At 34.3% G+C, this 24,415-nt stretch carries 26 protein-coding genes; 9 read left to right on the forward strand and 17 right to left on the reverse strand.

Annotated elements, in window-relative coordinates; genetic code table 11:
- Positions 1 to 269: 269 nt before the first annotated feature.
- From AAT17_RS10080 to AAT17_RS10110, 7 genes are all read right to left on the reverse strand, one after another.
- Positions 270 to 2,786 (reverse strand): T9SS type A sorting domain-containing protein, encoded by a 2,517-nt coding sequence (locus AAT17_RS10080; protein WP_060524033.1) that lies wholly within the window; start codon positions 2,784 to 2,786, stop codon positions 270 to 272.
- A gap of 106 nt (positions 2,787 to 2,892) precedes the next feature.
- On the reverse strand, positions 2,893 to 3,642 hold the full coding sequence (locus AAT17_RS10085) for a LytTR family DNA-binding domain-containing protein (RefSeq protein WP_060524035.1): 750 nt from the start codon (positions 3,640 to 3,642) through the stop codon (positions 2,893 to 2,895).
- 3 nt (positions 3,643 to 3,645) lie between these two features.
- Positions 3,646 to 5,529, reverse strand: coding sequence for a histidine kinase (locus tag AAT17_RS10090; protein WP_060524037.1), 1,884 nt, complete (start codon positions 5,527 to 5,529; stop codon positions 3,646 to 3,648).
- 199 nt (positions 5,530 to 5,728) lie between these two features.
- Positions 5,729 to 7,150, reverse strand: coding sequence for a CCA tRNA nucleotidyltransferase (locus tag AAT17_RS10095; RefSeq protein ID WP_060524039.1), 1,422 nt, complete (start codon positions 7,148 to 7,150; stop codon positions 5,729 to 5,731).
- Positions 7,150 to 7,806, reverse strand: coding sequence for an L-threonylcarbamoyladenylate synthase (locus AAT17_RS10100; RefSeq protein ID WP_060524041.1), 657 nt, complete (start codon positions 7,804 to 7,806; stop codon positions 7,150 to 7,152). Before AAT17_RS10100 ends, AAT17_RS10095 begins: the two co-directional genes overlap by 1 nt.
- Before the next feature lie 34 nt (positions 7,807 to 7,840).
- Positions 7,841 to 8,872 carry a glycosyltransferase family 4 protein gene (locus AAT17_RS10105; protein ID WP_082586944.1) on the reverse strand — a complete coding sequence of 344 codons (1,032 nt, stop codon included), beginning with the start codon at positions 8,870 to 8,872 and terminating at the stop codon, positions 7,841 to 7,843.
- Positions 8,873 to 8,879: 7 nt separating this feature from the next.
- Positions 8,880 to 9,995, reverse strand: coding sequence for a glycosyltransferase family 4 protein (locus AAT17_RS10110; protein ID WP_060524046.1), 1,116 nt, complete (start codon positions 9,993 to 9,995; stop codon positions 8,880 to 8,882).
- A gap of 169 nt (positions 9,996 to 10,164) precedes the next feature.
- Here AAT17_RS10110 and AAT17_RS10115 point away from each other — a divergent pair, with 169 nt between their 5' ends.
- Positions 10,165 to 10,923, forward strand: coding sequence for a lipopolysaccharide kinase InaA family protein (locus AAT17_RS10115; protein ID WP_060524048.1), 759 nt, complete (start codon positions 10,165 to 10,167; stop codon positions 10,921 to 10,923).
- Complete coding sequence (locus tag AAT17_RS10120; RefSeq protein WP_060524051.1) at positions 10,920 to 11,756, forward strand: glycosyl transferase; 837 nt, start codon at positions 10,920 to 10,922, stop codon at positions 11,754 to 11,756. The genes AAT17_RS10115 and AAT17_RS10120 overlap by 4 nt, the downstream gene beginning before the upstream one ends.
- Here the strand turns inward: AAT17_RS10120 and AAT17_RS10125 are convergent, their stop codons facing one another.
- Positions 11,757 to 12,521, reverse strand: coding sequence for a glycosyltransferase family 2 protein (locus tag AAT17_RS10125; RefSeq protein ID WP_060524053.1), 765 nt, complete (start codon positions 12,519 to 12,521; stop codon positions 11,757 to 11,759).
- Positions 12,522 to 12,625: 104 nt separating this feature from the next.
- On the opposite strand from AAT17_RS10125, the gene AAT17_RS10130 reads away from it, so the two are divergent.
- Positions 12,626 to 13,450, forward strand: coding sequence for a glycosyltransferase family 2 protein (locus AAT17_RS10130; protein ID WP_060524055.1), 825 nt, complete (start codon positions 12,626 to 12,628; stop codon positions 13,448 to 13,450).
- Between the two features lie 6 nt (positions 13,451 to 13,456).
- Here AAT17_RS10130 and AAT17_RS10135 read toward each other — a convergent pair whose 3' ends face one another.
- A complete protein-coding gene (locus AAT17_RS10135; protein ID WP_253279765.1) occupies positions 13,457 to 14,521 on the reverse strand; it encodes a glycosyltransferase family 9 protein in 1,065 nt (354 codons plus the stop codon).
- Positions 14,521 to 15,336: a 2,3,4,5-tetrahydropyridine-2,6-dicarboxylate N-succinyltransferase gene (locus AAT17_RS10140; RefSeq protein ID WP_042277527.1), complete on the reverse strand. Its 816-nt coding sequence runs from the start codon at positions 15,334 to 15,336 to the stop codon at positions 14,521 to 14,523. The genes AAT17_RS10135 and AAT17_RS10140 overlap by 1 nt, the downstream gene beginning before the upstream one ends.
- A 79-nt stretch (positions 15,337 to 15,415) precedes the next feature.
- Here AAT17_RS10140 and ruvX point away from each other — a divergent pair, with 79 nt between their 5' ends.
- The 3 genes from ruvX (at position 15,416) to AAT17_RS10155 (ending at position 16,973) form a co-directional block, all read left to right on the forward strand.
- Positions 15,416 to 15,829 carry a Holliday junction resolvase RuvX gene (gene ruvX, locus AAT17_RS10145; protein ID WP_060524059.1) on the forward strand — a complete coding sequence of 138 codons (414 nt, stop codon included), beginning with the start codon at positions 15,416 to 15,418 and terminating at the stop codon, positions 15,827 to 15,829.
- Positions 15,830 to 15,931: 102 nt separating this feature from the next.
- On the forward strand, positions 15,932 to 16,522 hold the full coding sequence (def, locus tag AAT17_RS10150) for a peptide deformylase (RefSeq protein WP_042277532.1): 591 nt from the start codon (positions 15,932 to 15,934) through the stop codon (positions 16,520 to 16,522).
- 52 nt (positions 16,523 to 16,574) lie between these two features.
- Positions 16,575 to 16,973 (forward strand): DUF5606 domain-containing protein, encoded by a 399-nt coding sequence (locus AAT17_RS10155; RefSeq protein ID WP_042277534.1) that lies wholly within the window; start codon positions 16,575 to 16,577, stop codon positions 16,971 to 16,973.
- A 57-nt stretch (positions 16,974 to 17,030) separates the two neighbouring features.
- Here AAT17_RS10155 and AAT17_RS10160 read toward each other — a convergent pair whose 3' ends face one another.
- The 4 genes from AAT17_RS10160 to rlmD are packed head-to-tail and all read right to left on the reverse strand — an operon-like array spanning position 17,031 to position 21,120.
- A complete protein-coding gene (locus AAT17_RS10160; protein ID WP_060524061.1) occupies positions 17,031 to 17,729 on the reverse strand; it encodes a DUF6048 family protein in 699 nt (232 codons plus the stop codon).
- Complete coding sequence (locus AAT17_RS10165) at positions 17,710 to 18,225, reverse strand: DUF6452 family protein (RefSeq protein ID WP_042277539.1); 516 nt, start codon at positions 18,223 to 18,225, stop codon at positions 17,710 to 17,712. Before AAT17_RS10165 ends, AAT17_RS10160 begins: the two co-directional genes overlap by 20 nt.
- Positions 18,218 to 19,699 (reverse strand): TlpA disulfide reductase family protein, encoded by a 1,482-nt coding sequence (locus tag AAT17_RS10170; protein ID WP_060524064.1) that lies wholly within the window; start codon positions 19,697 to 19,699, stop codon positions 18,218 to 18,220. The genes AAT17_RS10165 and AAT17_RS10170 overlap by 8 nt, the downstream gene beginning before the upstream one ends.
- 2 nt (positions 19,700 to 19,701) lie before the next feature.
- The gene (rlmD, locus tag AAT17_RS10175) at positions 19,702 to 21,120 is read right to left on the reverse strand and encodes a 23S rRNA (uracil(1939)-C(5))-methyltransferase RlmD (RefSeq protein WP_060524066.1); all 1,419 of its coding nucleotides are present in this window, start codon (positions 21,118 to 21,120) and stop codon (positions 19,702 to 19,704) included.
- Between the two features lie 109 nt (positions 21,121 to 21,229).
- On the opposite strand from rlmD, the gene rocD reads away from it, so the two are divergent.
- The 3 genes from rocD to AAT17_RS10190 are packed head-to-tail and all read left to right on the forward strand — an operon-like array spanning position 21,230 to position 23,196.
- Entirely contained in the window at positions 21,230 to 22,504 is a 1,275-nt protein-coding gene (gene rocD, locus AAT17_RS10180) for an ornithine--oxo-acid transaminase (RefSeq protein ID WP_042277543.1), read from the forward strand.
- A gap of 26 nt (positions 22,505 to 22,530) precedes the next feature.
- Positions 22,531 to 22,824 (forward strand): CD225/dispanin family protein, encoded by a 294-nt coding sequence (locus AAT17_RS10185; protein WP_042277545.1) that lies wholly within the window; start codon positions 22,531 to 22,533, stop codon positions 22,822 to 22,824.
- Positions 22,825 to 23,196 (forward strand): DUF2752 domain-containing protein, encoded by a 372-nt coding sequence (locus AAT17_RS10190; protein ID WP_042277547.1) that lies wholly within the window; start codon positions 22,825 to 22,827, stop codon positions 23,194 to 23,196.
- 52 nt (positions 23,197 to 23,248) lie between these two features.
- Here the strand turns inward: AAT17_RS10190 and AAT17_RS10195 are convergent, their stop codons facing one another.
- The 3 genes from AAT17_RS10195 to AAT17_RS10205 form a co-directional block, all read right to left on the reverse strand.
- Positions 23,249 to 23,611: a CCC motif membrane protein gene (locus tag AAT17_RS10195; protein ID WP_060524068.1), complete on the reverse strand. Its 363-nt coding sequence runs from the start codon at positions 23,609 to 23,611 to the stop codon at positions 23,249 to 23,251.
- A gap of 66 nt (positions 23,612 to 23,677) precedes the next feature.
- Positions 23,678 to 24,046, reverse strand: coding sequence for a CCC motif membrane protein (locus AAT17_RS13480; RefSeq protein WP_042277550.1), 369 nt, complete (start codon positions 24,044 to 24,046; stop codon positions 23,678 to 23,680).
- A gap of 73 nt (positions 24,047 to 24,119) precedes the next feature.
- Positions 24,120 to 24,413 (reverse strand): DUF2752 domain-containing protein, encoded by a 294-nt coding sequence (locus AAT17_RS10205; RefSeq protein WP_042277552.1) that lies wholly within the window; start codon positions 24,411 to 24,413, stop codon positions 24,120 to 24,122.
- Positions 24,414 to 24,415: the final 2 nt, after the last annotated feature.

A 24,415-nucleotide genomic window follows, 5' to 3' on the forward strand; every position in this document is an offset into this window, starting at 1 on the left:
TAAAGATAATAGTGTTCACGCTTTCGCGAAAGTGGAGTAACCACAATTTATAGACAATAAAATCGGGCAATATTCCCTGCTATGCTACCCGATGTCAAAATCACCCAATTGAAGGTAATTTATCTGTATCTGTTTGAAATAGGTCATTTAATGAAAACATAGATTGAATTTATATATGATCAATAAATGGTGAAAATCAGGCCAGTTTTTGGCCTGATTTCTATGGTTCAATTATGAAAATTACTACAAAAACATAATTGAGAATTGTACTATTTTTTAATCAATTTCTGCGTTGCACTATTACCATTTGATGTAAATACTTTAACCAGATAAATTCCAGTTGTAAGATCGCTAATATCAATACGGTCATGTGTGCTTGTTTTAACTAATTGACCTTGTAGGTTATACATAAAGATTTGATCTACCTCTTCCTGATCTAAATCTACTGTGAATTCAGTTGTTGCTGGATTAGGAAACACAATTACTTTTAATGGTGAACTATCCTCAATTCCAGCAGTAGAACCAAATTCATATGCTCCCATGTCTACAGTACCATTTGCGATACGATCGTTCCCTAAAAGATCTGAAGTAATTCCATTAGGAATAAAGGAATTATCGCCTGTGTCTATTGCAGGAGAACCTGATTGAATAGTGAAGTCATTACCGTTTGGATTTGTAAATAATGGGTCAGCACTACTGGTGTTCGTTAGGAAAGATAAGTTCGAAAAGCTGTCTTCACTGATAGAATTATTAACAATAATAGTATTAGCAGCATTGACATGTCCTTTGTTTACAGCAATACTTAACGCACCAGAATTACCTTGATCATTAAAGTAAAAAATAGAGTTATTAATCGTTGCAGTATGCGTGCTTGCGTTATCATTACGTCTGCTTAACGCTAGCGGTCCTCTTTCTGATCCAGCTTGTGTTCCTTGATCTAGATTATTTGCAAAAGTGCAGTTAGAGATTGTTGTAGTTAGATTAGAACCTGTATCGTTTGCTCTAATCCACATGGCACTTCCAGTAAATCCTCTGTCATTATTACTGACATTGTACGTTCTGTTTTTTACAAATAGAGAATTAGTTACATCTAGTGTTACGGTCCTATTTGCATTTGTAAGAAAGTACATTCCACTTCCATAACGGCTTAAATTATCGTCAAACACGCAGTTTTCAATCGTCATGTTAGTATCTACGTTAAAATAGGTTCTTATCGCACCACCGGTTAATCCAAAGTTTTGAAAGAACGTACAGTTTCTAAGAACTAAATTCTCTGATTGTCCGCCTACATTAATCGCACCACCATAAGCATTTGTGCCGCTTCCGTTGGCGTGACCATATCGAATGTCAAATCCATCAATGGTGATATTATCTGCTTGATTGATGATCATCACATGATAATTGTTATCGCCTCGCGTACCTGTTCCATGACCAGCATCATCTCCATTGATATCACCAGATAGAATAGTGGGATTTGCAGCAATGTCACGTTGGGAAACACTCGTTTCTGTACCATTAAAACCACCATAGATTTTTAAATTATCAAGATCAATGTTATAAGCATCTGTACGACTAGAACCTGGTGTGTAGGTGCCTGCCGCAACCCATATTTCTGATGTGGCACTTGAGGCATTTCCAATTGCTATTTGAAGATCATTAATAGCATTAGCCCAGCTATCGCCACTACCATTCCCGTTTGCATTTGCGTCTACATAGTATCTAGGAAGTGGTGGTGATACTGTGTATTGCTGCATAGATAATCTACCGCTATCTTGGTATAAAACATACATATTTCCATCTACAGGGTTCATTTCCATCGTTGCAAAAAAACCAGATGCACTAGTCGATATAGAAGGAGCTGTGATTGTGTTCCATGTATCATTTGCAGGGTTGTAGTTTTCAAAGCTTAATTGATTAGATGCATTGTCATACATTAAATAGTGTCTTAAATTAGTATTACTAATTCCTAAATGAACGATGCTACTTGAAAGTTGAGTAGCGTTTGTAGGTTGGGACATGGCTCCTGTTGAACGACCAGTATTTATACTATTATCGGTGATGTTGTAAGCCGCAGCAAAGTATTCAGTCCCATTTCTGTATCCAGATATAATGCTGTAATCTTTGGATCCATTAACAAGTATAGATGTCTGTATTTGTGTACTAATTTCTTGACCTATTAAACGTCCAGATCTATCTGCCATTACATAGTCGTTTTCATTAAACATGTCAATATACATCTGATTTGCGGCAAGATTTGTCGTCAATGAAGTCCAAGTCCCGTTTGTCTGTTTAGTATAAATAATAGCTCTTCTATCTGATCCTCCAGCGCTAATTACACCAGTCACTCTAGGAACTCCATTGCTGTCAAAATTTAAGAATATCCCACGAGTAAAGAAATTCCCTCCTACGTTTACCCCTTCTGTTATCCAACCTGTCCCGTTATATCTTAATACGTCTACACTACTCGCTGCTCCAGAGGCTTCCGTTTTTAATGCGACCCATGGTTCACCTGTTACTGGATTGATCGTAATATCCACATTGTTATAATTTTCAGTAGATACTACCGCACCTAATTGCACCCAACTTGTACCATTGTATTGCATCACATAAATATCTGTATTTGATGGATCTTCATATACGACATAAGGATTACCGCTGGCGTCAAAGGTGAACTCTGCAAGGCTAGCAAATTGCGTGGAGAATTGCGTGTTCCCTACCTGGCTCCATTGAGCCGATGCGGTAAGGCAAAGAATAAAACTTATTATTAATAGTAATTTTGATTTCATAATACTTATAATTTATTGGTTAGCACAAATATTAGCTTAACCAACTGATTATAAGTGTAGTTACTGCTGCATGGGGTTTTTAAGTTTATGAAATATCGGTTTGAGTTTATAAAGCACGTACAAGACTTAAAAAGTCTTCTTTACGATCCTTTGATATAGGAACACTAAGTGTATTGCTTAATGTGATGAAACCGCCGTCACTACGAGAATATTCAACGATATGTTGAATATTAATAAAGTAAGATCTATGGCATTTAAAGAAATAGGTGACATTTTTAAGTAGTTCAGTAAAATGTTTTAAAGGTTTACTTACTAGTATTTTACTGCCATCTATTAGGTAAGTTTCTGTATACATACCGCTTGCCTTAAAAGCCACAATTTCTTTAAATTCGACAAACTTGATTCCATTGCTATACGGTAATCCTATTTTACTAAAATTATCTTTTTTTAGACTAGTCTTTAACTCTTCTAGACGCTTATGGATATTTGAATTTGTAAGATAATTAAGTGCTTTGTCTACTGCGTTAGAAACGACTGCGGCAGTGACTGGTTTTAGTAAATAGTCGATAGCTGCTAGCTGAAATGCCTTAATTGCATATTCACTATAGGCTGTGGTGAAAATAATTTCGAAATTATAGGAATCTTTATCTATAAAATCTAATATTTCAATTCCTGAATGTTCTGGCATTTCAATATCAAGAAAAACCAATCTAGGATTATGCTCTTTGATCAATTCTATGCCAGATAAAAGATTTTCAGCTTGAAAAATTTCAGTGATTTTAGGACAATTTTCTTCAATCAGTATTTTAAGAACGTTTCTTGATTTACGCTCGTCATCTATGATTATTGCTTTCATTCTTTACTTTTTAAAATAGGGTATGGTAAGCGTTACCTTTGTCCCAGATGCATTTTTATCTTCATCATATAAGTCGACAGTACTTACTCCAATTTTTTGTTCTTTACCGTAATTGAGTAGCTCTAACCTACTTTCTGTGGCTTGTGTGGCAAATGACTGATGTTTGTCTAATCTATTCTTTTTAAGCTGTGCAGCTTTTTCACGTCCTATACCATTATCAACAATAATGCATTCAATTTTGTTGTTCACTTGTTGTATCGTGATTGTTAACTTTCTATCTTCCTTTTTATGCAATAAACCATGCTTTAAAGCATTTTCAACATAGGGCTGTACAATCATGGTTGGTATATGATACAATTCCTGATTTACGGCTTTATCAATAGTTATATCGTATTTAAAACTATCTTCAAAACGAACTTCTTCTAATTCTAAATATATATTTAAACAATCAATTTCTTCTCTTATGCTTATTAGTCCTTTATCACTATGATGCAAATATTTACGCATTAATCCTGCAAATTTCCCAAGATAATCGCTGGCCAAATTTTTCTGATTTAGAATAATATATTCTTGTATTGAGTTCAATGCGTTGAATATAAAATGAGGATCCATTTGAGCTTTAAGGGCTTTCAATTCAGATTGCCTGTATTGCATTTCTAGAGCGAGTCTTTTCTGAGTCTCTTTAAGTTCCATAGTAATCAGTTCGGCTTTTTTCTTTTCGCGAAAGCGACTGTATAAGAAAATTCCTGATAGAATCAGTAGTCCAGCTATAATTGCAGTCCCAATAAATAGTTTTTGATTTCTATCTCTTTCAAGTGCATTAAGTTGCGCAGTTTTTAGAGCAGCTTCTTTTTCTCTTTCTGTTTTTTCAGTTTCGTATTTTATTTGATATTCTTTTATTGCCTTTGTTTTTTCAATTGATAAAATACTATCTTGAATAGCATATTTCAATTGAAGCGCTTCCATTGCCTCAGTGTAGTTCTTGTCTTTTAAACTTATTTGAGTTTTTAAATCATAAGCATCTTTCAAATTTTTATAGAGTTCTTGGTCTTTAAAAATTTCAATGGCTTTGTCGATAGATGCAATAGCGCTGCTGGTATTTTCCAGTCCCAAATAGGCCTTGGCCAAACTTTGATAGCTATAGGCAACATTGACGGTTTGTCCCATTTGTTGGAAGGATTTTAAAGCTGGAAGTAGGTATTCTAAAGCCTTATTAAAATTTCTTCTTTCAATCTCAATTCCTCCTAGTGAAGCGTTGGCTATATTTATTCCTGTCTGAAAGTTATTATGTTCTGCAATTGATCTGGCAGCAAGATAATTTTCAATTGTTTTGTCAACTTTATTTAGCGCTGAGTAGGTGTTTGCTAGATAAAAATGATTAGAAGCTTTTAAGTTTGAGTTTGGCTCATTACTGAGTAGTTCATTGTTTTCTTCTAGTATTTCTCTAGCCTTTTCTAACTCGTTAAGATCAATGTATATCCTAGCAAGATTTTGATTTGCATATATGATGCCTTCATCATCATTTAGTTTTGCTTGGATGATTTTGGCTTGATTAATGGCGTCAACAGCTTTGTCATATTCACCTTTTCTAACGAATAGAGATGAAAAATTTGTGTAGGTATTTGCCAGACCTTGTTGGTACTCAATTTTTTTGGAAATTTTCAGTGCTAGTAGTAAAATGGAATCAGCTTTTTCTAAATCCTCTGTTACATACTTTGCAGAAAGTTTATTTAGTAATTCAACCTTTACACTATCTTCCTTAGTATAATTTAATGTTGCTTGATAGGTGCTATCGATAAACTTTTCATTAATAGTTGGATTTTGAGAAAAACTTAGTTCTCCTGATGTTAGAAAGAGAAGGATGTAAAATATTGGTCTTAATTTCACCTTTTAAGAATTAAAATTTAAATATACCCTAACTAAACGAATTGTTATATGAAGACTTTATAGAGGTATTGTAATTTGTAATGAAAGGTGTCTTTCAATGTATGAAGCAGTCCTAAGGCAGTGAAAAAAGGCTATTGGATTTATTATTATAATAAAACTTTAGTCGTTAGAATTTACTAAAAATAATAAAGGCTATTTATTAAGTGCTAAGTCCCAATTCCTTCCCTTTCTGTAACATCCACTCTCGTGCAGCTTCATATTCATTAGGGATTTTACCATCTAGTATAGCATCTTTAATACTTGCTTTAATCATTCCAATTTCTCGACAAGGTTTGAGGTTAAAGGTTTTCATAATTTCCTCGCCACTTACAGGTGGTTGGAAATTGCGTATACGATCGCGTTCTTCTACTTCGACAATTTTGGTACGTACTTTCCTGAAGTTATTATGATAACGCTGGAATCTCTTTGGATTCTTAGTTGTGATATCTGCCTCACATAGAGTCATTAAATCCTCTATATGATCACCTGCATCATGAACTAGCCTGCGCACAGCGCTATCGGTTGCGCTTTCATCTATAACAGCGATAGGTCTTGAACTCATGCGAACCATTTTTTGTACAAATTTCATTTTGTCATTCAATGGCATTTTAAGGCGTTTAAAAAGGTGATATACCATTTTTGAGCCTTTGAACTCATGCCCATGAAATGTCCAACCTACTTTTTTAGAAAACCTCTTTGTAGGAGCTTTGCCTATATCATGTAGTAATGCAGACCAGCGTAACCAAAGATCATCGGTATTTTTAGAAATATTATCTACTACCTCTAGAGTGTGATAAAAGTTGTCTTTATGTGTTTGACCTTCAACTTCTTCAATGCCTTTTAAGGCAGTCAATTCCGGAAGAAAACGCTCAAGTAATTTACTTTTTTCTAATAGTAAGAAACCATAAGAGGGAACATCACAAAGCATGATTTTGTGAACTTCGGTCACGATACGTTCTTGAGAAATGATGTCTAATCTTTCTGCGTTTTGTTTGATACTATCAAAAGATTTTTCTTCAATTTTGAAATCTAGTTGACTTGCAAAACGTATTGCACGCAGCATTCTTAAAGGATCGTCGCTGTAAGTGATGTCTGGATCTAATGGAGTACGTATTAATCTGTTTTCTAGATCTTGTATACCATTGAAAGGATCAATCAGGCGACCGTAGTTATCATCATTGAGAGAAAACGCCATGGCGTTTATAGTAAAGTCCCTGCGGTTTTGATCGTCTTTTAATGTGCCATTTTCTACGAATGGTTTACGGCTATTACGGTCATAGCTTTCCTTGCGTGCTCCAACAAATTCTAACTCAAGATCTCCTGTTTTGAGCATGGCTGTGCCAAAATTTTTAAAAACAGTTACTTTTGGACTGTCTTCTAAGAGACTGGCTACCTTTTTAGCTAGTTCTATACCGCTACCTACAGTTACGATATCAATATCTTTTTTTTGACCTCTTTTTAAAAAGTAATCCCGCACAAATCCACCTATAACATAAGTTTCAAGCTGTAGTAATTCACTAGCTTGATTAATGACCTTGAATATAGGATGCTCAAGTGCTTTTAAATAGTGAGTTTGCGACATTACTTTCTAATAATTTTAAAGGTACCGTTATTAGAGATTTTTATAATTGATGTAGGTTGGTGGCGTTGTCGTTGTTTATTCGATCCTTTTTGAGCTTCTTTTTCAAGTGGGTGAACTTCAATTTTTTCTGTAGTATCTTCAATGGAAATAATTGAATCAACTTGATCGATTAAAGATTGAGAAATATCTTCCAATTTTTCTGGCATGTTACCTTTTAGAAAATTGGAAGAAGCGATCAACAACGGGCTGCGTAGTTTGCTTGTAACTAATGCTGTGAATCTATCGTAGGTTATTTTAAAAGGAGTACTGTTGTCCTCTAGTATAAGAGCTGGCGCTATGTTTTTTGGTTTATCTAGGACTAGTGTAACAGGTCTTTTACTAGTGTCTATGATATTCCAAGCAGGATCAGGCACTTGTTCTACATAACGCTCGAGTACATGATCTTTATCTACAAGAACTTCATAAAAAATAGCCTCATCACTAGTTACTAATCCTAGAGTTTTTTCAACCGCTTCTATGTCTTGTGCATCACAGCATAAATAATAATAACCGTCCATAGGAAGAATAAGGGTATGACCTTTTTTTAAATGATCAACTGTTTTATCTATGGTTTCTTTAGGAACTCTAGGTCGATTATCAGGCTTTTTCTTTTTCATGTTCAAATCACATTTTATCTAGCGAACATCCCTTTCATGTATTGAAAAGAGTGTCAATTTTATGAGAGCAATTAGTCCAGGTATGCTCTAAAACTGTACTTCTAATATTGCCATTGAGGTTATAGGCTTCTTCAATTAAAGGAATTACCTCTTTATAGGAGGCGTTAATATCAAATATGAACCCATTTTCTCCATGCGTAATTATATCAGTAGAAAATCCAGTGTTTGAGGCTACAGGAACACAATTTGACATCATAGCTTCTAACAAAGGTACTGGTCCACCTTCTAAAATTGAAGGTGACAAAAATACATCCATCTTATCGTAAAATTCAGGAAATTTTTCATATTCCATATCTTTAATATAGGTGAAATTAGGAAGAGCCGATAACTCATCAAATTTTGTATATCGCTCCCAATTACTACCTAATAGAAGGAACTCTCTTTGAGGCATATTTTTTACTACATCAAATATTAAATCTGGATTTTTACGTATTTGAAATCCAGAGCATAATCCCACAACTCCTTTACCTGTACGCTCATGTGGATAGAATGTTTTTTCACTGGTAGCAATATGAATTACCTTAAGTATTTCTGGTCTTACTCCATCCTCGATCAACATTTTCTTGATGTTGGAATTTAAGCATATAACATAATCTGCTTGATTCAAACCCCAAACCACATGTGTTTTTGAGTATTTTTTACTCCAGCTAGGATGGGTGAACATCACAATATTCTTTTTAAAAATGATGTTTGGTTTACGTCGCAAACTGCGGCAAAAATGGTTTTGATAGATGTGGTAATAGCCATCAGTATCTGGAATTCCTTTGATCTTATCATTCCAATGAACTCTGGCGTCAAGTTGAGAATGTTGTGATAGTCTGCGAACTTTAGCTCCAAATATCCATGTTTTATCCTTTTCTCGGGCAATGTAAGTAACAGTGCGCACTGCACCTTTTTTATAATTTTTGGATTTGAAAAGGGTCAATATTATTGAAACAATATATTTCCATTTATGGGCAAATAGGAAATACATACGTTCCTTATAATCGTTTTGTTGGTTTTTCATTTTTAATTTATTGAACAGGCTTTAACACGTTTTGATATAATTCAAGCGTCTTTTGAGCCATTATCTTAGAATCATATTTTTCTTTTACTAATTGAAAGTTTTGATCAAGCATTTTTGCAAAGGCACTTTTATTGCCTATCACGTGATTCAAATGTTCAATTAATTTAATACTATCGCCTACTGGTGCTATAAAACCATTTACGCCATTTGAAATTACTTCAGGAATACCACCTGCCATAGTACTTACGATTAAGGTCTGGTAATACATGGACTCATAAATAACCTGTGGTAATCCTTCACTTTTTGATGTGATGAAGGATATATCGGCTTGTTTAAGGTAAACGGCAGCATTTTCTTGTTCATGCAAAAAGGAAACTCTTTTTTCAAGTCCTTTACTTTCAACAGCCTCTAGAATGGGTATGGAATGTTCAGTGTGTCTACCAATTTGAACAAAATGCACGTCCTCACGATCTTTAAAGTATTCTACACACTTTATAAATAATGGTAAATCTTTTGGTTTAGTATGATTTGCAATATGTAAAACTAGGGTGACGTCTTTTGGAATATTTAAGGATTCTCTTATATTAATTTTAGGCTTGAATGTATCTAATTTATCTAGATTAGATCCATTGTAAATCGTGACAATCTTATTTGAGTTAACGATTGATTTTTGGCTTACCTTTTTCACTTCATTAGATACACAAATCACTCTTTTAAAAATGGGATGATTGTATTTATAAAGAGTTTTTTTACGGTTTTTGATAGGAAAACTCGTTTTCTTACTCATTACCGTTTTAGGTAACTTAAAAAAGTACGAGGCTAGTATGACCAAAAACATAGCAACGGGATCGTGCACATGTATAATGTCAATTTTCTTCTTTTTACAGAATTTACCAAAGCTTAAAAAGAACAACGGGTCAACTTTTAACCTTAATTTCTTCTCAACCACTGGACTATTAAGTTCCTTAAGTTCTGTGCCTAATTGACTTCCTAACGGACAAAACACGGTGCTTTCATGCCCCATATTATTCAGTTCAGTAGTCAAATTAATGATGTGATTTTCGCCACCACCACGACTCATCATTCCAGAAAGATGAACTACACGTAAGACTGTTTTACTCATGTATTGATATTATTGTTTGAAGTGAGTAATGGTAAGACATGATGACCGGTTGCTATAAATAAAATTCAAAGATATGATTTAAACTAGACCTTTCTGTAACTTTTAGATATCCATCTAGCTTTGTTAGCAGGTGGATATGTCGTTTCTTTGTCTACCATTGTAATACTATATGTTTAAAGAGAGGTTTTTTTCTAGTTCGCTTTCGCGAAAGCGAATACAACATTTACTAGAGTTGTTTTACGGTTCTGAAAATAGATTAGGAGATCCACGTAATACTATAAAGGTAATTGAATGGAAAGATGAAAAGTACGTCGTAAAATCCTTCAAGAAACCAAACTTTATCAATCAGTTTGTTTACAGATTTATTAGAAAATCAAAGGCAAGAAGATCCTATGAAAATGCGGTTTATTTAACTGAAAAAGGAATAGGAACCCCACAACCAGTGGCTTATCTAGAAAAACTAGGGATTTTTACTTTAAAGGATAGTTATTACATATGTTATTATGGGGAACATGACTTTACTTTTAGAGAACTTATTAATGATGATTCACTTCAAGATAAAGAACAAATTCTCAAGGAGTTTGCCTCGTTTATGTATGAAATGCATGAGGCCGGTATTTATTTCCTAGATCATTCTCCTGGGAATACCTTGATTAAGAAAACTTCGCAAGGGTATACTTTTAGTCTGGTTGATTTAAACAGAATGAAATTTTTTGACATACCTTATAATATGAGATTGAAGAATTTTGAGCGATTATCGCCCAAAAAATGGATGTATGATATAATGGGTAAGGAGTATGCTAAATTATCTAATAAGGATGCTCAACATGCTATTGAATCCATGTGGGAAAGTGTGCAAAAATTTCAAGATAAATTTCACCGTAAAAAAAGATTTAAAAAGAAATTAAAAGGACTGTTTAAATCATGAAATTAAAGGAATTACCAGGTTCAATACTAGAAGCGTTCAGATTGCGCAGTACGAGTGTAGCAAATCTTATAAAGAATCAGGAGCAAGTCATTCCTGCTATTGTAAGTTTAACTAGTATCCCTAGCAGATTAAGTACACTTGATCTTACCATACGTAGTATGATGAGACAAAAATATGCTCCTGAAAAAGTGGTGCTGTGGTTGCATGATGATTTAAAGAACAGCTTGCCTAAAAAACTAGCCAAATTACAAGGTCCTTTTTTTCAAATTGAATACGTACCCTACACGTTTTCTCATCGTAAACTAATCCACAGTCTAAAGAAATTTCCAGAAAAAACCATTATTACTTGTGATGACGATGTGATGTATCAAGATGATACAATCAAAAAGTTATGGGACTTTCATTTAAAATATCCCGATAATATAATTGGTAATCGATGTCGTAAAATGACATATGAGAATAATAGGGTAAATAGCTATTCACAGTGGCCTTTTATACATGATGTAAAAGAACAAAGTATTCACAATATGCCTGTAGGTGCATTTTGTGTTTTATATCCTTCTAATTCTTTACATGAGGATGTTCATAATGTTACCTTGTTTAGTGAATTAGCTCCAAAGGCCGATGATCTTTGGTTTAAGGCGATGGCTTTAAAAAATGGAGTTCTTTCTTTACAAAATGAAAATTATCCTGATATACCTATTCCTATAGCGAGGACTCAAAAGGTGGCCCTTAAAAAAGAAAATAAAGGAAAGGATTTTAATAGAGTTCAATGGCAACGAATTTGCGATTATTACAATTGGAACCCAACCGCAATAGAAACTCTTGTTTGATTACTTAATCCCTCGTCTGAGTAACCATAATTTTACATATCGCATAAAAATCATATAACTGCGCAAATAAGCAATCGTAAATCCTACAAATCCGTCAAGAAAACCTTTTTGAACAAAAAAGTGCTTGAAAAAGCCCCACATAGGTTTAATGACTATGTGGTATGCGGTAATTTTGCCTACTTTTTTATCAAAATCTTTAGCTTGCAAATCAGCGTAGCGTTGTAATTTCTTAACATGGTGATCCATACTCACATATTTATAATGTAAGAATCTGTTTTCCAGTTTTCCTACTGGACCATCAGCAATTATTTCAGAATGAACGTGTTTGTCTTTATACTTACACTTAGATTTCTTAAATAATCGTATTACCTTGTCATTTTTCCAGCCACTGTAACGTACTTGTTTACCCATGAAGAAATTACGTCTACCAATCCAATAACCAACATAATCAGCTGTATCGAGAGTAGGGTATAGGTTCAAAATTTCTTCTTTCAATGCTGGTGTAACTCTTTCATCAGCATCCACTAAAAGTATCCATTCATGTTTTGCTTGAGGAATAGCCCAGTTTTTTTGACTAGCGCTGTGCTCGTAATTACGAGTCAGTAATTTGGTGAAATAAGGTTTTGCTAGTTCTACCGTATTATCGGTACTGTTTGAATCTACTAAAATGACTTCATCGCAAAAATCAACAGATTTAAGGACATCAACAATGTTGTGTTCTTCGTTAAAAGCTGGAATGATTGCAGTGATATTATATTTGGTCATAAGTGGATATAAACATAATAGTTCTTCAGCAAAAATAAACTTACTGATTAGATAACCACTAGATATGCTTAAATTTGTTTAGATTTTGAAAGAAAACTAGAACTATGTCTTCAAACCCGACAATTTCTGTCATCATAAGTACTTACAATTCGATACCCTGGTTAGAAAAGACCTTATGGAGTTATGAGCAACAAATCTTTAGGGATTTTGAAGTAGTTATAGCAGATGATGGTTCTAGGGATGATACAAAAGAATTCATTGAAAACTATGCTCAAGATTCACGATATCCTATAATACACGTGTGGCACGAGGATAATGGATTCCAAAAAAGTCAAATATTGAATAAGGCTATAATGGCTTGTAATGCAAATTACGTTGTAATGAGCGACGGTGATTGTATTGCTCGTGAGGATTTTCTTCAAATCCATTATGAACGTAGGGAACCTGGTTATTTTTTGAGTGGTGGTTACTATAAGTTGCCTCTAGATATTTCTCAAGCCATTACGAAAGATGACATTTACACGCAACGATGTTTTGATGTAGAGTGGTTGAAGGGACGAGGTTTACCAGCATCTTACAAAAATCAAAAGCTTACAGCTGGTTTTGTTACGGCTAAGGTTATGGAGAATTTGACTCCGACTAATGCTAGCTGGAACGGTCACAACAGTAGTGGTTGGTTAGAAGATATAAAGAAGGTTAATGGATTTGACGAGCGCATGCAATACGGTGGTCAAGATAGAGAGTTAGGAGAACGTTTATTCAACCTAGGAATAAAGTCAAAACAAATACGCTACAGCGCAATTTGTTTACATCTTGATCATGCACGAGGTTATAAAAATCAAGAATCTATCGATAAAAACAAGGCTATAAGAAAGTCTACTCGTGATGAAAAGAAATCCTATACTCCATTTGGGATAAATAAAGAATAAGGATTTTTAGTAATGATGATTTAAAAAGCTTTTAAGATCTTTTTGCATCATACCAGCTTCAAAATGAGAATACAAACTTAAAGCCTTCTTTTTGAATGTACTTGCACTTTGGTTGTTGTAAAGATCTGGTTTGTAATCCATCAAATGAACGCTTACGTGATTTTTCCCATCTTCACCTATGTTCCAAGAAGATTTATTAATCCATGGGGCAAAAATTGCAAAGGTGTTAATGTCTAGTGCTTTTCCCATATTTATTGCACCACCTTCGTTGCCAATTATAGCAGTGCAATGGTGAAGAATTTTAAGGAAGTCACGTATGTTGGGAGCAAAAGCATCTAAAAAGATGTGTTCTTTCGTTTTAAGTGAACACAGTTCATACAGTTCTTTAATTTGGTCGATCTGATTAGGGATGTAGTTGAACAATATTTGAGTCTCTGTGTTCTGGACTATAAAATCTAAAAGACTAGCTAACTCCTTAAAAGGTAACGTTTTTTCCTTACTACTACCCAAAGCACTTATCATCGTTACGGAATTAGTTAAGTCTAGCCCTTTTTGTTCCAGCCACTGTTTTCCTTGTTCGATTTCATAAACTGTCAAATGAATCTTTGGTTTAAGGTGCCATTGAATATTTTTTTCTAGCGGTTTTAATAAGATTATTCTACTACCTAGAGCTACACCTGTCTTATAAATACCTCTATTTGGTTCGTTTTTAACCACATCAGTATAAGCAAGTGATGAAAACCATTTTTTATACCCTATTCTTCTAGTAGCATTTACGATATACGAGAGCAGGGCACTGTTGTTTTTACCATAACTATCAATACACAACTGATAATTATTTTTTTTAAGCTTCTTTGCAAGTTTTAGGATACTTGAGAAGCTTTCAAAATCCTTATTGGAAGCCAATATAAGATTATCTACCGATGGATGGTTCTTTACTAAAGAAGCAGCCATCGGTGTGATAAGATAATCTATTTGACAATTGGGATAGGTGATTTTTAATTGATCTGCTATAATTGTACTCGTGAGCACATCACCCAGCATTTTATATTGAATAAGTAATACTCTCACTATACTGCTACGTTGTACTCGCGTAGAGCATCGTTAAGCGAGGTTTTTTTATTGGTACTTTCTTTACGTTTACCAATTATGATCGCACAAGGAACATTGTAAGTCCCTGCTGGGAATTCCTTAGGGTAGCTACCTGGAATTACAACCGATCTAGCAGGAACATGGCCTTTGTATTCTACTGGTTGATCTCCAGTTACGTCTATAATTTTTGTTGAAGCGGTTAGAACGACATTGGCTCCTAGTACTGCCTCTTTTTCTACTCGTACACCTTCTACCACAATACAACGAGACCCGATAAACGCATTATCCTCAATGATAACTGGAGCAGCTTGTAAAGGCTCTAGTACACCGCCTATTCCTACACCACCGCTCAGGTGCACATTTTTACCTATTTGGGCACAACTACCTACCGTTGCCCAAGTATCTACCATAGTTCCTTCCTCTACATAGGCACCTATGTTTACATAACTAGGCATCATAATAACACCACTTGAAATATAAGCTCCATGTCTAGCCACTGCATGTGGTACAACACGTATTCCTTTTTCTTTATATCCTGTTTTTAAAGGGATTTTATCATGAAATTCAAGTGGACCACATTCTATTGTTTCCATTTTTTGAATTGGGAAATATAGAACTACCGCCTTCTTTACCCATTCATTAACTTGCCAGCCATTTTCGGTAGGTTGTGCTACTCGCAATGTTCCACGATCTAGCATGTCTACCACTTCTCTAATTGCTTGCTGGGTAACACGGTTCTCTAATTGAGTGCGGTCTTCCCAGGCTTCTTCAATGATATTCTTTAATTGATCCACTACTTTTAAGTTTTTCACAAATATAAGTAGTAGCAGTTAGTGATGTGCTTCATATTAGATTGATTATTTTTGCACACTCATGGCTAGAGCACTTTCTATAGATTACGGTAAAAAAAGAACAGGCATTGCAGTCACAGATCCCTTGCAACTTATAGCATCAGGTCTTACCACTGTAAATACCTATGAATTAGTACCATTCATTGAAAATTATTTACGTAATGAGGAAGTAAGCACTATCGTAATAGGTGAACCTAAACAAATGAATGGAGAACCTAGTGAATTAGGAGATGTGATTGACGCTTTCGCGAAAGCGTTACAAGAAAAATACCCATCCATAGAAATTACGAGAGTGGACGAAAGATTTACTTCAAAAATGGCTTTTCAAACCATGATTGATAGTGGTTTGTCAAAATCCAAAAGGCGTAATAAAGCCCTGGTTGATGAGATCGCAGCAACAATTATTTTACAAACGTTTTTGGATAGTAAAATGTAAAACTTGCTGAAGCTGTAAATAAAAAAAGGTATAATGATAAGGTGAATGATGTTGAGGAAGGATATTGGAATCTAACCGAAATGGGCCTTTAAATAAAAAAATATGATTTATCCAGTTGTCGCCTATGGCGATCCAGTTTTAAGAAAAGTCGCAAAGGATATTCCTCAAGATTATCCAAAATTAAAAGAAATCATTGAAAACATGTGGGAAACCATGTATGGCGCTAGTGGAGTAGGTCTGGCAGCACCACAAGTAGGTATGCCACTACGATTGTTTGTTATTGATGCAACCCCATTTGCCGATGATGAAGAGCTTACTGAGGAAGAAAGAAACCAACTTACTGGTTTCAAGAAGGTTTTTATTAATGCTCAAATTGAAGAAGAAAATGGCGATGAATGGGCATTCAATGAAGGTTGTTTAAGTATTCCTAATGTAAGGGAAGATGTTTTTAGACCAGAAGAGGTTACTATATCTTATTTAGACGAGAATTTTAATAAACATACAGAAACTTATACAGGTCTAGCCGCTCGTGTTATACAACATGAATACGATCACATTGAAGGAATATTATTTACTGATAAACTTTCAAGTCTAAAAAAGCGATTGATAAAAGGAAAACTGGCTAATATATCAAAAGGTAAGGTTCGTGTTGACTACAGAATGAGGTTTCCTGAATTAAAAGGAAGACGTTAACCATTAGTAAAATAGCTTTTACATATATTTGCCACCCAAAAAATAATTCGCAATGAGTTTAGATAACATTTTATCCATAACAGGAAAACCAGGATTGTATCAACTTAAATCAAAGGCACGTAGTGGCTTTGTAGTAGAATCTTTAATAGATAAGAAAACTTCGATTGTAGGAATAAACCACAATGTGAGCGTTTTAAAGGATATTTCCATATACACTTATTCTGAGGATGTACCACTTAAAGAGGTATTCTCTAAGATAGCTGATAAAGAGGAAAAGGGACCTGCCATTTCTCATAAAGCCTCAAAAAATGAATTGCAAGATTATTTTTCACAGGTTTTGCCAGAATATGATGAAGATCGAGTTTATGCCAGCGATATTAAAAAGGTAATTCAATGGTATAATCTTTTACAGTCAAATGACTTGCTTGCTGCTCTTGATGAAGAGGAGTAGTCAATAAAGAAGAATTTAATTATAGAATCCTAGAAACATTATTGTTTCTAGGATTTTTTATTTTTTAAACAAAGGAATTCGGTATAGAATACCATACGTATAACCTACGCCTATACCATTAAAATCATTGGTAACTCCAAATCCTGGAATGTGCAGATTATCAAAATCATCTGGAGTGCTCTCGTTGATTAGGAATTTTAATTGAACGTTTGCCATTAAATAAATGTTGTTAAACACTTCAACCTTCATTCCTCCTTGTACTTCAAACCAGATAGCAGTAAGACCATTGAATTCTCGTTGTACTTGTTGACTTAATATAGGAAAAAGGGTATTGTCCGAGTTGTATTCATATCTGTACAATTCGTGACCAAAGCTAGCAACACCTATACGAGCACCACCGTATATCATATTGTCCATCTCTAACCAATTGTTGTAGAAATTATAATCAATTCCAGCTTTGAAGAAAGAACCACTTGTTTCATATTCAATGCGTTCTAGGTCTTTGGCAATAGTTTCATTACCTAATTCTCCAGCAACATATAAGGATGGAGTTAATCTAAAATCACCTAGGATTTGAAAACCTTGATAATTGTCATCAAAGAAACTTCTTGCTAAACTAGCTGCATCTATTCCAACTCTTAATCCATATTTTTTTTGAATTGAATCTTGAGCTTGCTCGATTTCTTTCTCTTCTTGTGCTTGTAAAACCGTACAACACAGAAGGAGGAAAACTATATTAATGACGTATTTCAACATGAATAATTTGGTTGTCTTCAATGGTAGTTTCATTAACAACTACACTATTAATCCAATTGTTAGTGCCAGTTTCAGGTGCAACTTGTGCGGTTAAATTATCATACACTACTCTAAAACCACACGCTCGACTTACGTACTCTTCTCTAGTATCAAAGGTAAAAGTAATAGCATCCTGATTTTCATTCTCATTTTCAATACGTTCAAATCTATATGTAACAGTATTTACATCAATCGGTAGCGGTATTGATATTGAGTCTGTTGCAGTTAACAAAAGATCATTGGTAGAATTAAGAGGAACTTCGGTATCCACATTTTCTAATAAAACTCTCAGCTGTGAAACAACCTTGTTGTCTGATGGAATACTGCGATCTTTAAATACTATATTGATACGAGCGTTTGCTGGTTGATCCAGTGTGCATAAATCATCTTTTTCACATCCTGATACAAGGAAAAAAATGGCCCAAATCAGAATAAAAGTCGCCTTAAATTTACTCATTGATTAAACTTTCTAAAAGAGTAGTGGTTTTAGGGTAACTAGGTCGGTGAATGTAATCTGATTGAACTATTTCACCCTTTTTATTTATAATGGTGTAGGTAGGAAAGCCTTCCAGATTTATTTGTTCTTGAACAACTGGTCCTTCCTGATCATTTAAAAAGTAATGTTTTCCTTTAATATTAAATTGTGCAATACTAGGTAAGTAAGCTTTTTTCTCACTAGCATGACACAAGTAAACAAACTCAACATCATCTTTAAACTTTTCATGTAGCGCTGGCGATGCTTCCTTAAATTCGGCTTTACAAGGTCCACACCAGGTTGCCCAATTATCAATGTAAATAACTTTTCCTTTGGAATTAGAAATAATTTCATTCAAATAATTTGACGGTTCTGTAGATGTGAATTCTAGAATTTCTGATTCCTTCGGTATTTCTGGGCGCTCAAGTAATTCTTTTTCCTTTTCATATTCTCTTTTCAAAATAGCTAGGAAATCACTTCCTTTAAGTTGTTGTTCAATAGCTTGTTGATTGTTTTGATAAAAATCCAAATCGTGATTTTCAAAGGTTTTTAAAGCAGTTGAAAAAGTAGCATATTGGTTAAGTATGGGCTTTGAATTATCCTTTATAATTTGTTTTGATACAATAGAGCTTAAGGAATCTGGGGAAACTCCTGGTTTGTCAAAGACTAGTCTTTCTCTTAAATAGTTTTTATAACTACTTGCAATAGCATTAGTTAAAGCACCATAGGTAAGATCATCTTTAGTGAAATCTGGTAAGTTTTTCATGCCTTCAAAATATTCACTATCAATTGCTGGTATTTCTTTCCCTATGTAGTTAGCGTAATTTAAAAACTCTAATCTAGCATTGACTAGAAAGTATTTGTCGTTTGCATTGATTACTTTCTTGAACTCTTCTGGTATGTTTGGGTTATTAAGGTAATTCTTGTTGTATTGATGAAACTCATCTTCCTTTTTTAATAGATAAATATGTAAATCCATAGGATCCTTGTCGGCTCCTGGCTCATAAAATGGATCTACCTTGATGGGGTTATTCTCAAAATAGTTCTTTACAGCCATGAATTCTTTAGTGCGAGAACCATCTAACTTAATCGTGTTGTTCTCTGATTGTGCTCCGTTTACCGTTCCACTAATGGTTAATGAATCTCCAGGAACTAGAAAAAGATTTATTTGTTGACCTGCATACGCTATTGCTGTGGTAGGCTGTTCAATGTCTAGTGTAAGATTGAATGTGCCATTTTCATCAAATTGGGCTTGTGAGTTTTCGTATTTGTTTTGTTCACGATCAAAATAATAAACAATGAAAGAATCAGGAGCTTCATTAATACTATCCGTAAATACGATTGAACCATTAATTAATGTGGATGAAACGGTAGTATTCTCTTCTTTATTATCGACATCCTTTTTACAACTTGCTACCAATAAAACTAGTGATAGTAACAAAACAATATTTTTCATAATTACGATTTTAAAGTAAGTAGCACTACATTCTCTACATGGTGCGTTTGCGGGAACATATCTACAGGTTGGATTTTATCAATTTTATAATGTTGATCTAATAACGCGAGATCACGAGCTTGTGTTGCACTGTTACAACTTACATATACAATTTTTGGTGCTTGTAAGTTAAGCAATTGAGCAACAACATCCTTATGCATACCATCTCTTGGTGGATCTGTTATAACCACATCTGGTGCACCGTTTTCTTCAATAAATTGTTGAGTAAACACATTTTTCATATCACCAGCATAAAAGGTGGTGTTTTCTATATTGTTTACTTGCGCGTTTTCTTGCGCATCTTTAATAGCTACTTCGACCGCTTCAACTCCTACCACGTGTTTTGCTTTTTTTGCTACAAATTGTGCTATAGTTCCAGTTCCTGTGTATAAATCATAGACTAATTCGTCTCCTTTTAATGACGCAAAATCTCTTGTTATTTTATACAATTCATAAGCTTGTTCACTATTTGTTTGGTAGAATGATTTGGCGTTTATTTTAAATTTTAAACCTTCCATTTCTTCCCAAATATGATCTTCACCATGGTAACAAATCACATCTTGATCATATATAGTGTCGTTTGCTTTTTCATTGATTATATATTGTAAAGATGTAATCTCCGGAAATTGTAATTTTAAGTGTTCAAGTAAAGCAATGCGTTTTGCTTCATCTTCTTGAAAAAACTGAATTACCACCATGTTCTCACCTGTTGACGCCATGCGCAGCATTAAGGTACGTAACAATCCTGTACGTTCTCTAGGATCGTAGTATGATAAATTTTCCGCTTTCGCGAAAGCGTGAACACTCAATCTTATCTTCTCACCAATAGCAGGATGTAAATGACACTCATCCAGATGTAAAATTTTATCCCACATACCAGGAATGTGGAATCCTAAAGCTTTTTTATCCTGAATCTCTTTGTCACTGTTTATCTCTTCAAGAGTAAGCCAGCGGTTTGCAGAAAAACTGAATTCCATTTTATTGCGATAGTGGTATTGTTTTGCAGAACCCAAAATAGGTGTCACACTAGGTAATTCTAGATGGCCTATTCTAGTAAGATTCTCTACAACTTCCTTCTGTTTAAAGTGTAGTTGGTCCTTATACTTCATGTGTTGCCATTTACAACCACCACACACACTAAAGTGTTTACATACCGGTGTTGTACGACGATCACTCTTACTTATAAATTCTGTTACGCGGCCTTCATAAAAGGATCTCTTTTTCTTAAAGGTTTGAATGTTTACCACATCACCAGGAACCGCATCGGTAAGAAAAATTACCTCACCATCTTCAGTTTTTGCTACGCTTTTACCTTTGGCACCAGCATCAACCACAGGTACATTTAAAAAGGTTTTTTGTGCTCTTTTTCTTCTTTTGGACATAGGGCGTAAAATTAAACTTTATCTAGTGGAATTGAAGGTTTCTTAACGATATTTATTGGACAGTGCCTGTTAGATTTATTAACTTGCCCAACCAATAAATAGGAATAGTATGAACGTTCAAGTAGGAAATAAATCCCAACAATATATAGATCTAGAGGATAAGCATGGAGCTCATAATTATCATCCTTTACCAGTAGTTCTGGAACGAGGTGATGGAGTCTTTGTTTGGGATGTAGAAGGTAAAAAGTACTATGATTTTCTTAGTGCTTATAGTGCTGTGAATCAAGGTCATTGTCATCCAACTATTGTTAATGCCATGACTGAACAGGCAAAAACATTAACGCTTACTTCTAGAGCATTTCACAATGATAAGCTAGGTGTTTATGAAAAATATGTAACGGATTACTTCAAGTTTGACAAAGTTTTACCGATGAACACGGGCGCCGAAGCGGTAGAGACAGCTATAAAGATTGCGAGAAAATGGGCCTATGAAAAGAAAGGTGTTCAAGAACACGATGCACAAATAATTGTGTGTGAAAATAATTTTCACGGTAGGACAACAACTGTGATTTCTTTTTCTAACGATGAAAATGCAAGAAAAAACTTTGGACCTTATACTCCTGGTTTTATTAAGATTGCCTATGATGATACTGATGCTCTTGAAAAGGCATTACAACAAGATAATATAGCTGGATTTTTAGTTGAACCTATTCAAGGGGAAGCAGGAGTGTATACTCCTAGTGATGACTTCATGATGCGAGCAAAGGAATTATGCGCTCAATACAACGCTCTTTTCATTGCAGATGAAATCCAAACAGGTATTGCTCGTACTGGTGCTTTACTTGCTGTATGCGGTAAATGTTCCTGTGAAGGTCATTGTGAAAGACAAGAAACGTACTCACGTCCAGATATTTTAATTTTAGGTAAGGCCTTATCCGGTGGAGCTTATCCTGTAAGCGCTGTTCTTGCAGATGATGAAGTTATGAATGTTATACAACCTGGGCAGCATGGAAGTACTTTTGGAGGTAACCCTATCGCTGGTGCAGTAGCAATGGCGGCACTTGATGTTGTAAAGGATGAAAAACTAGCGCAAAATGCTAGAGAACTAGGTAATTACTTTAGAAGTCGAATTAATGAATATATCGAAACTACCGATACAGTGACTCTAGTAAGAGGTCGTGGACTTCTTAATGCTATAGTTGTAAATGATTCGGAAGAAAGCGATACTGCATGGAATATTTGTTTACGTTTGAGAGATCATGGACTACTGGCAAAACCTACTCACGGTAACATCATAAGATTTGCTCCTCCTTTGGTAATGACAAAAGAGCAGTTAGATGATTGTATTGAGATAATTATTAAAACTTTAAAGGAGTTTGAGTAAATTGCTACAAAAATAAATTAAATAATATGCAAGATCCTTTCAATCAACCTGAAAACCAAAGACCAGTAGGACAACCTCCTAAAACCTATTTAGCTGAATCGATAATTGTAACTATTTTATGTTGCTGGCCATTAGGAATCCCAGCAATTGTAAACGCAGCTAAAGTAGATAGGCTGTGGAATCAAGGTATGTACAATGAATCTAGACAAGCATCGGAAAAAGCAAAACAGTGGTGTATTTACAGTGCTATAGGAGCAGCTGTGTTTATAGTACTTTATTTACTTTTTGTTCTTTTGGTAGTAGGATTGGACAACATTTAAATGAGTCTTAAAAGATTCTTTTTTATTGCAATTACAGTCACTTTTATAAGTGGCTGTTTTTATATTTACTATTCCTATAATCCATCAAATACAGCATTATTCCCAAAATGTCCTAGTAAAGTGGTGACTTCTTATGATTGCCCAGGTTGTGGTTCCCAACGAGCAATACACGCTATACTTCATGGAGATTTTAAAACAGCTTGGGATTTAAATGCTCTATTATTTTTTTTAATTCCTTATGTAATATTGGTTCTTTTAATGGAACATACATCTATGATTCCTATAAAATATCGTAAATATTTGATTGGGAAATGGCCTATCTTGATATTACTTATAAGCATTATTGTTTTTACTATTTATAGAAATGTATAAAATAAAAAAGGCTCCCAAACGCGAGCCTTTTTTATTGAGTAATGTTAGAATATTATCTACAACCTGCTTGTTCCATTGCGTCGTACAGAGGTGTTAGTTGTTCCTCGGTTACATTAGGTTGATTAAGAGCAAAATCGATGTACCACTCGTAAAACTCACATTGGTTCATGTAAAATAAAACCAGAACTACCAATCCTATTATAGATAGTATTAATGAAATGATGGCTACCGTTTTAGCCGACTTCATTGCCTTTCCATTTGTATAGGCTTCCGGGTTTTGATTGTATTTTTTAAGTTCTTTATTTGCTATAACAAGAGCAATTATAGCTGCAATTGTCCCTATTCCATAAAAGCAGCAACATAAAAATCCTGCTACAGATAAAAGGTATACAGCCGTTGTATTTAATTTTTGCATGATATTAAAATTTAAAAAGTAAAGGCTCTATTTAAAGAGCCTTTTAATTAATTATATAATAACTACTTATTCTTCGTCTTCAATATTATCTAATTGATCTTCCATAGCATCAATCATTTCATCTGGAGCTCCAATTGATCTATAAAAATCAATTCCCTGCTCTAAACGTTCTCTTTCAGTATATGCAAAATATGTGTAAGCGGTGTAAGCTGTTACCAGTCCAGAAACAATTAAGGATACTAAAGCTACGGTTTTTGCAGTTTTCATAGCTTTACCATTACTGTAAGCTTCAGGGTTTTCATTATATTTTTTCAGTTCCTTGTTTGCGATAATAAAAGCTATTAAAGCTGCCACAAATCCTAGTCCCCAGGCGCAACAACATAAAAATCCTACAATGGATAAAATGTAGACTGCGGTTGTGTTGAGTTTTTGCATGATGATAAATTTAGGTTAATTGAATTATAGGTTTAAAAGTAAGTCTAAAAGTTACGTTATTCTAAATTAGTTTTCAAAAAACTTTTAAAAGATAATTAACTAGTATGGTTCCTATAGTAAGTACAGTCAAAACTAATTTAATTTTTTCTCCATGCTTGATTTTAATAAAGAAATCTATAATCAACACAGAAAAAAGTAAGAAAAGAAAGTATATGGCTGGATACATGTAAAAAGCATTTACAAATTCACCTTGAAGTAAAAAAGAAATGGACCGCTGGATTCCACATCCAGGACAGTCCATTCCTAAAATTTTTTTACTCATACAAGGCAGCATCCAGCTGTCATCTAGGATGAGGTTTATATTCATAT

This window comes from Nonlabens sp. MIC269 (assembly GCF_001430865.1).
In the GTDB taxonomy this organism is placed as follows: Bacteria; Bacteroidota; Bacteroidia; order Flavobacteriales; family Flavobacteriaceae; genus Nonlabens; species Nonlabens tegetincola.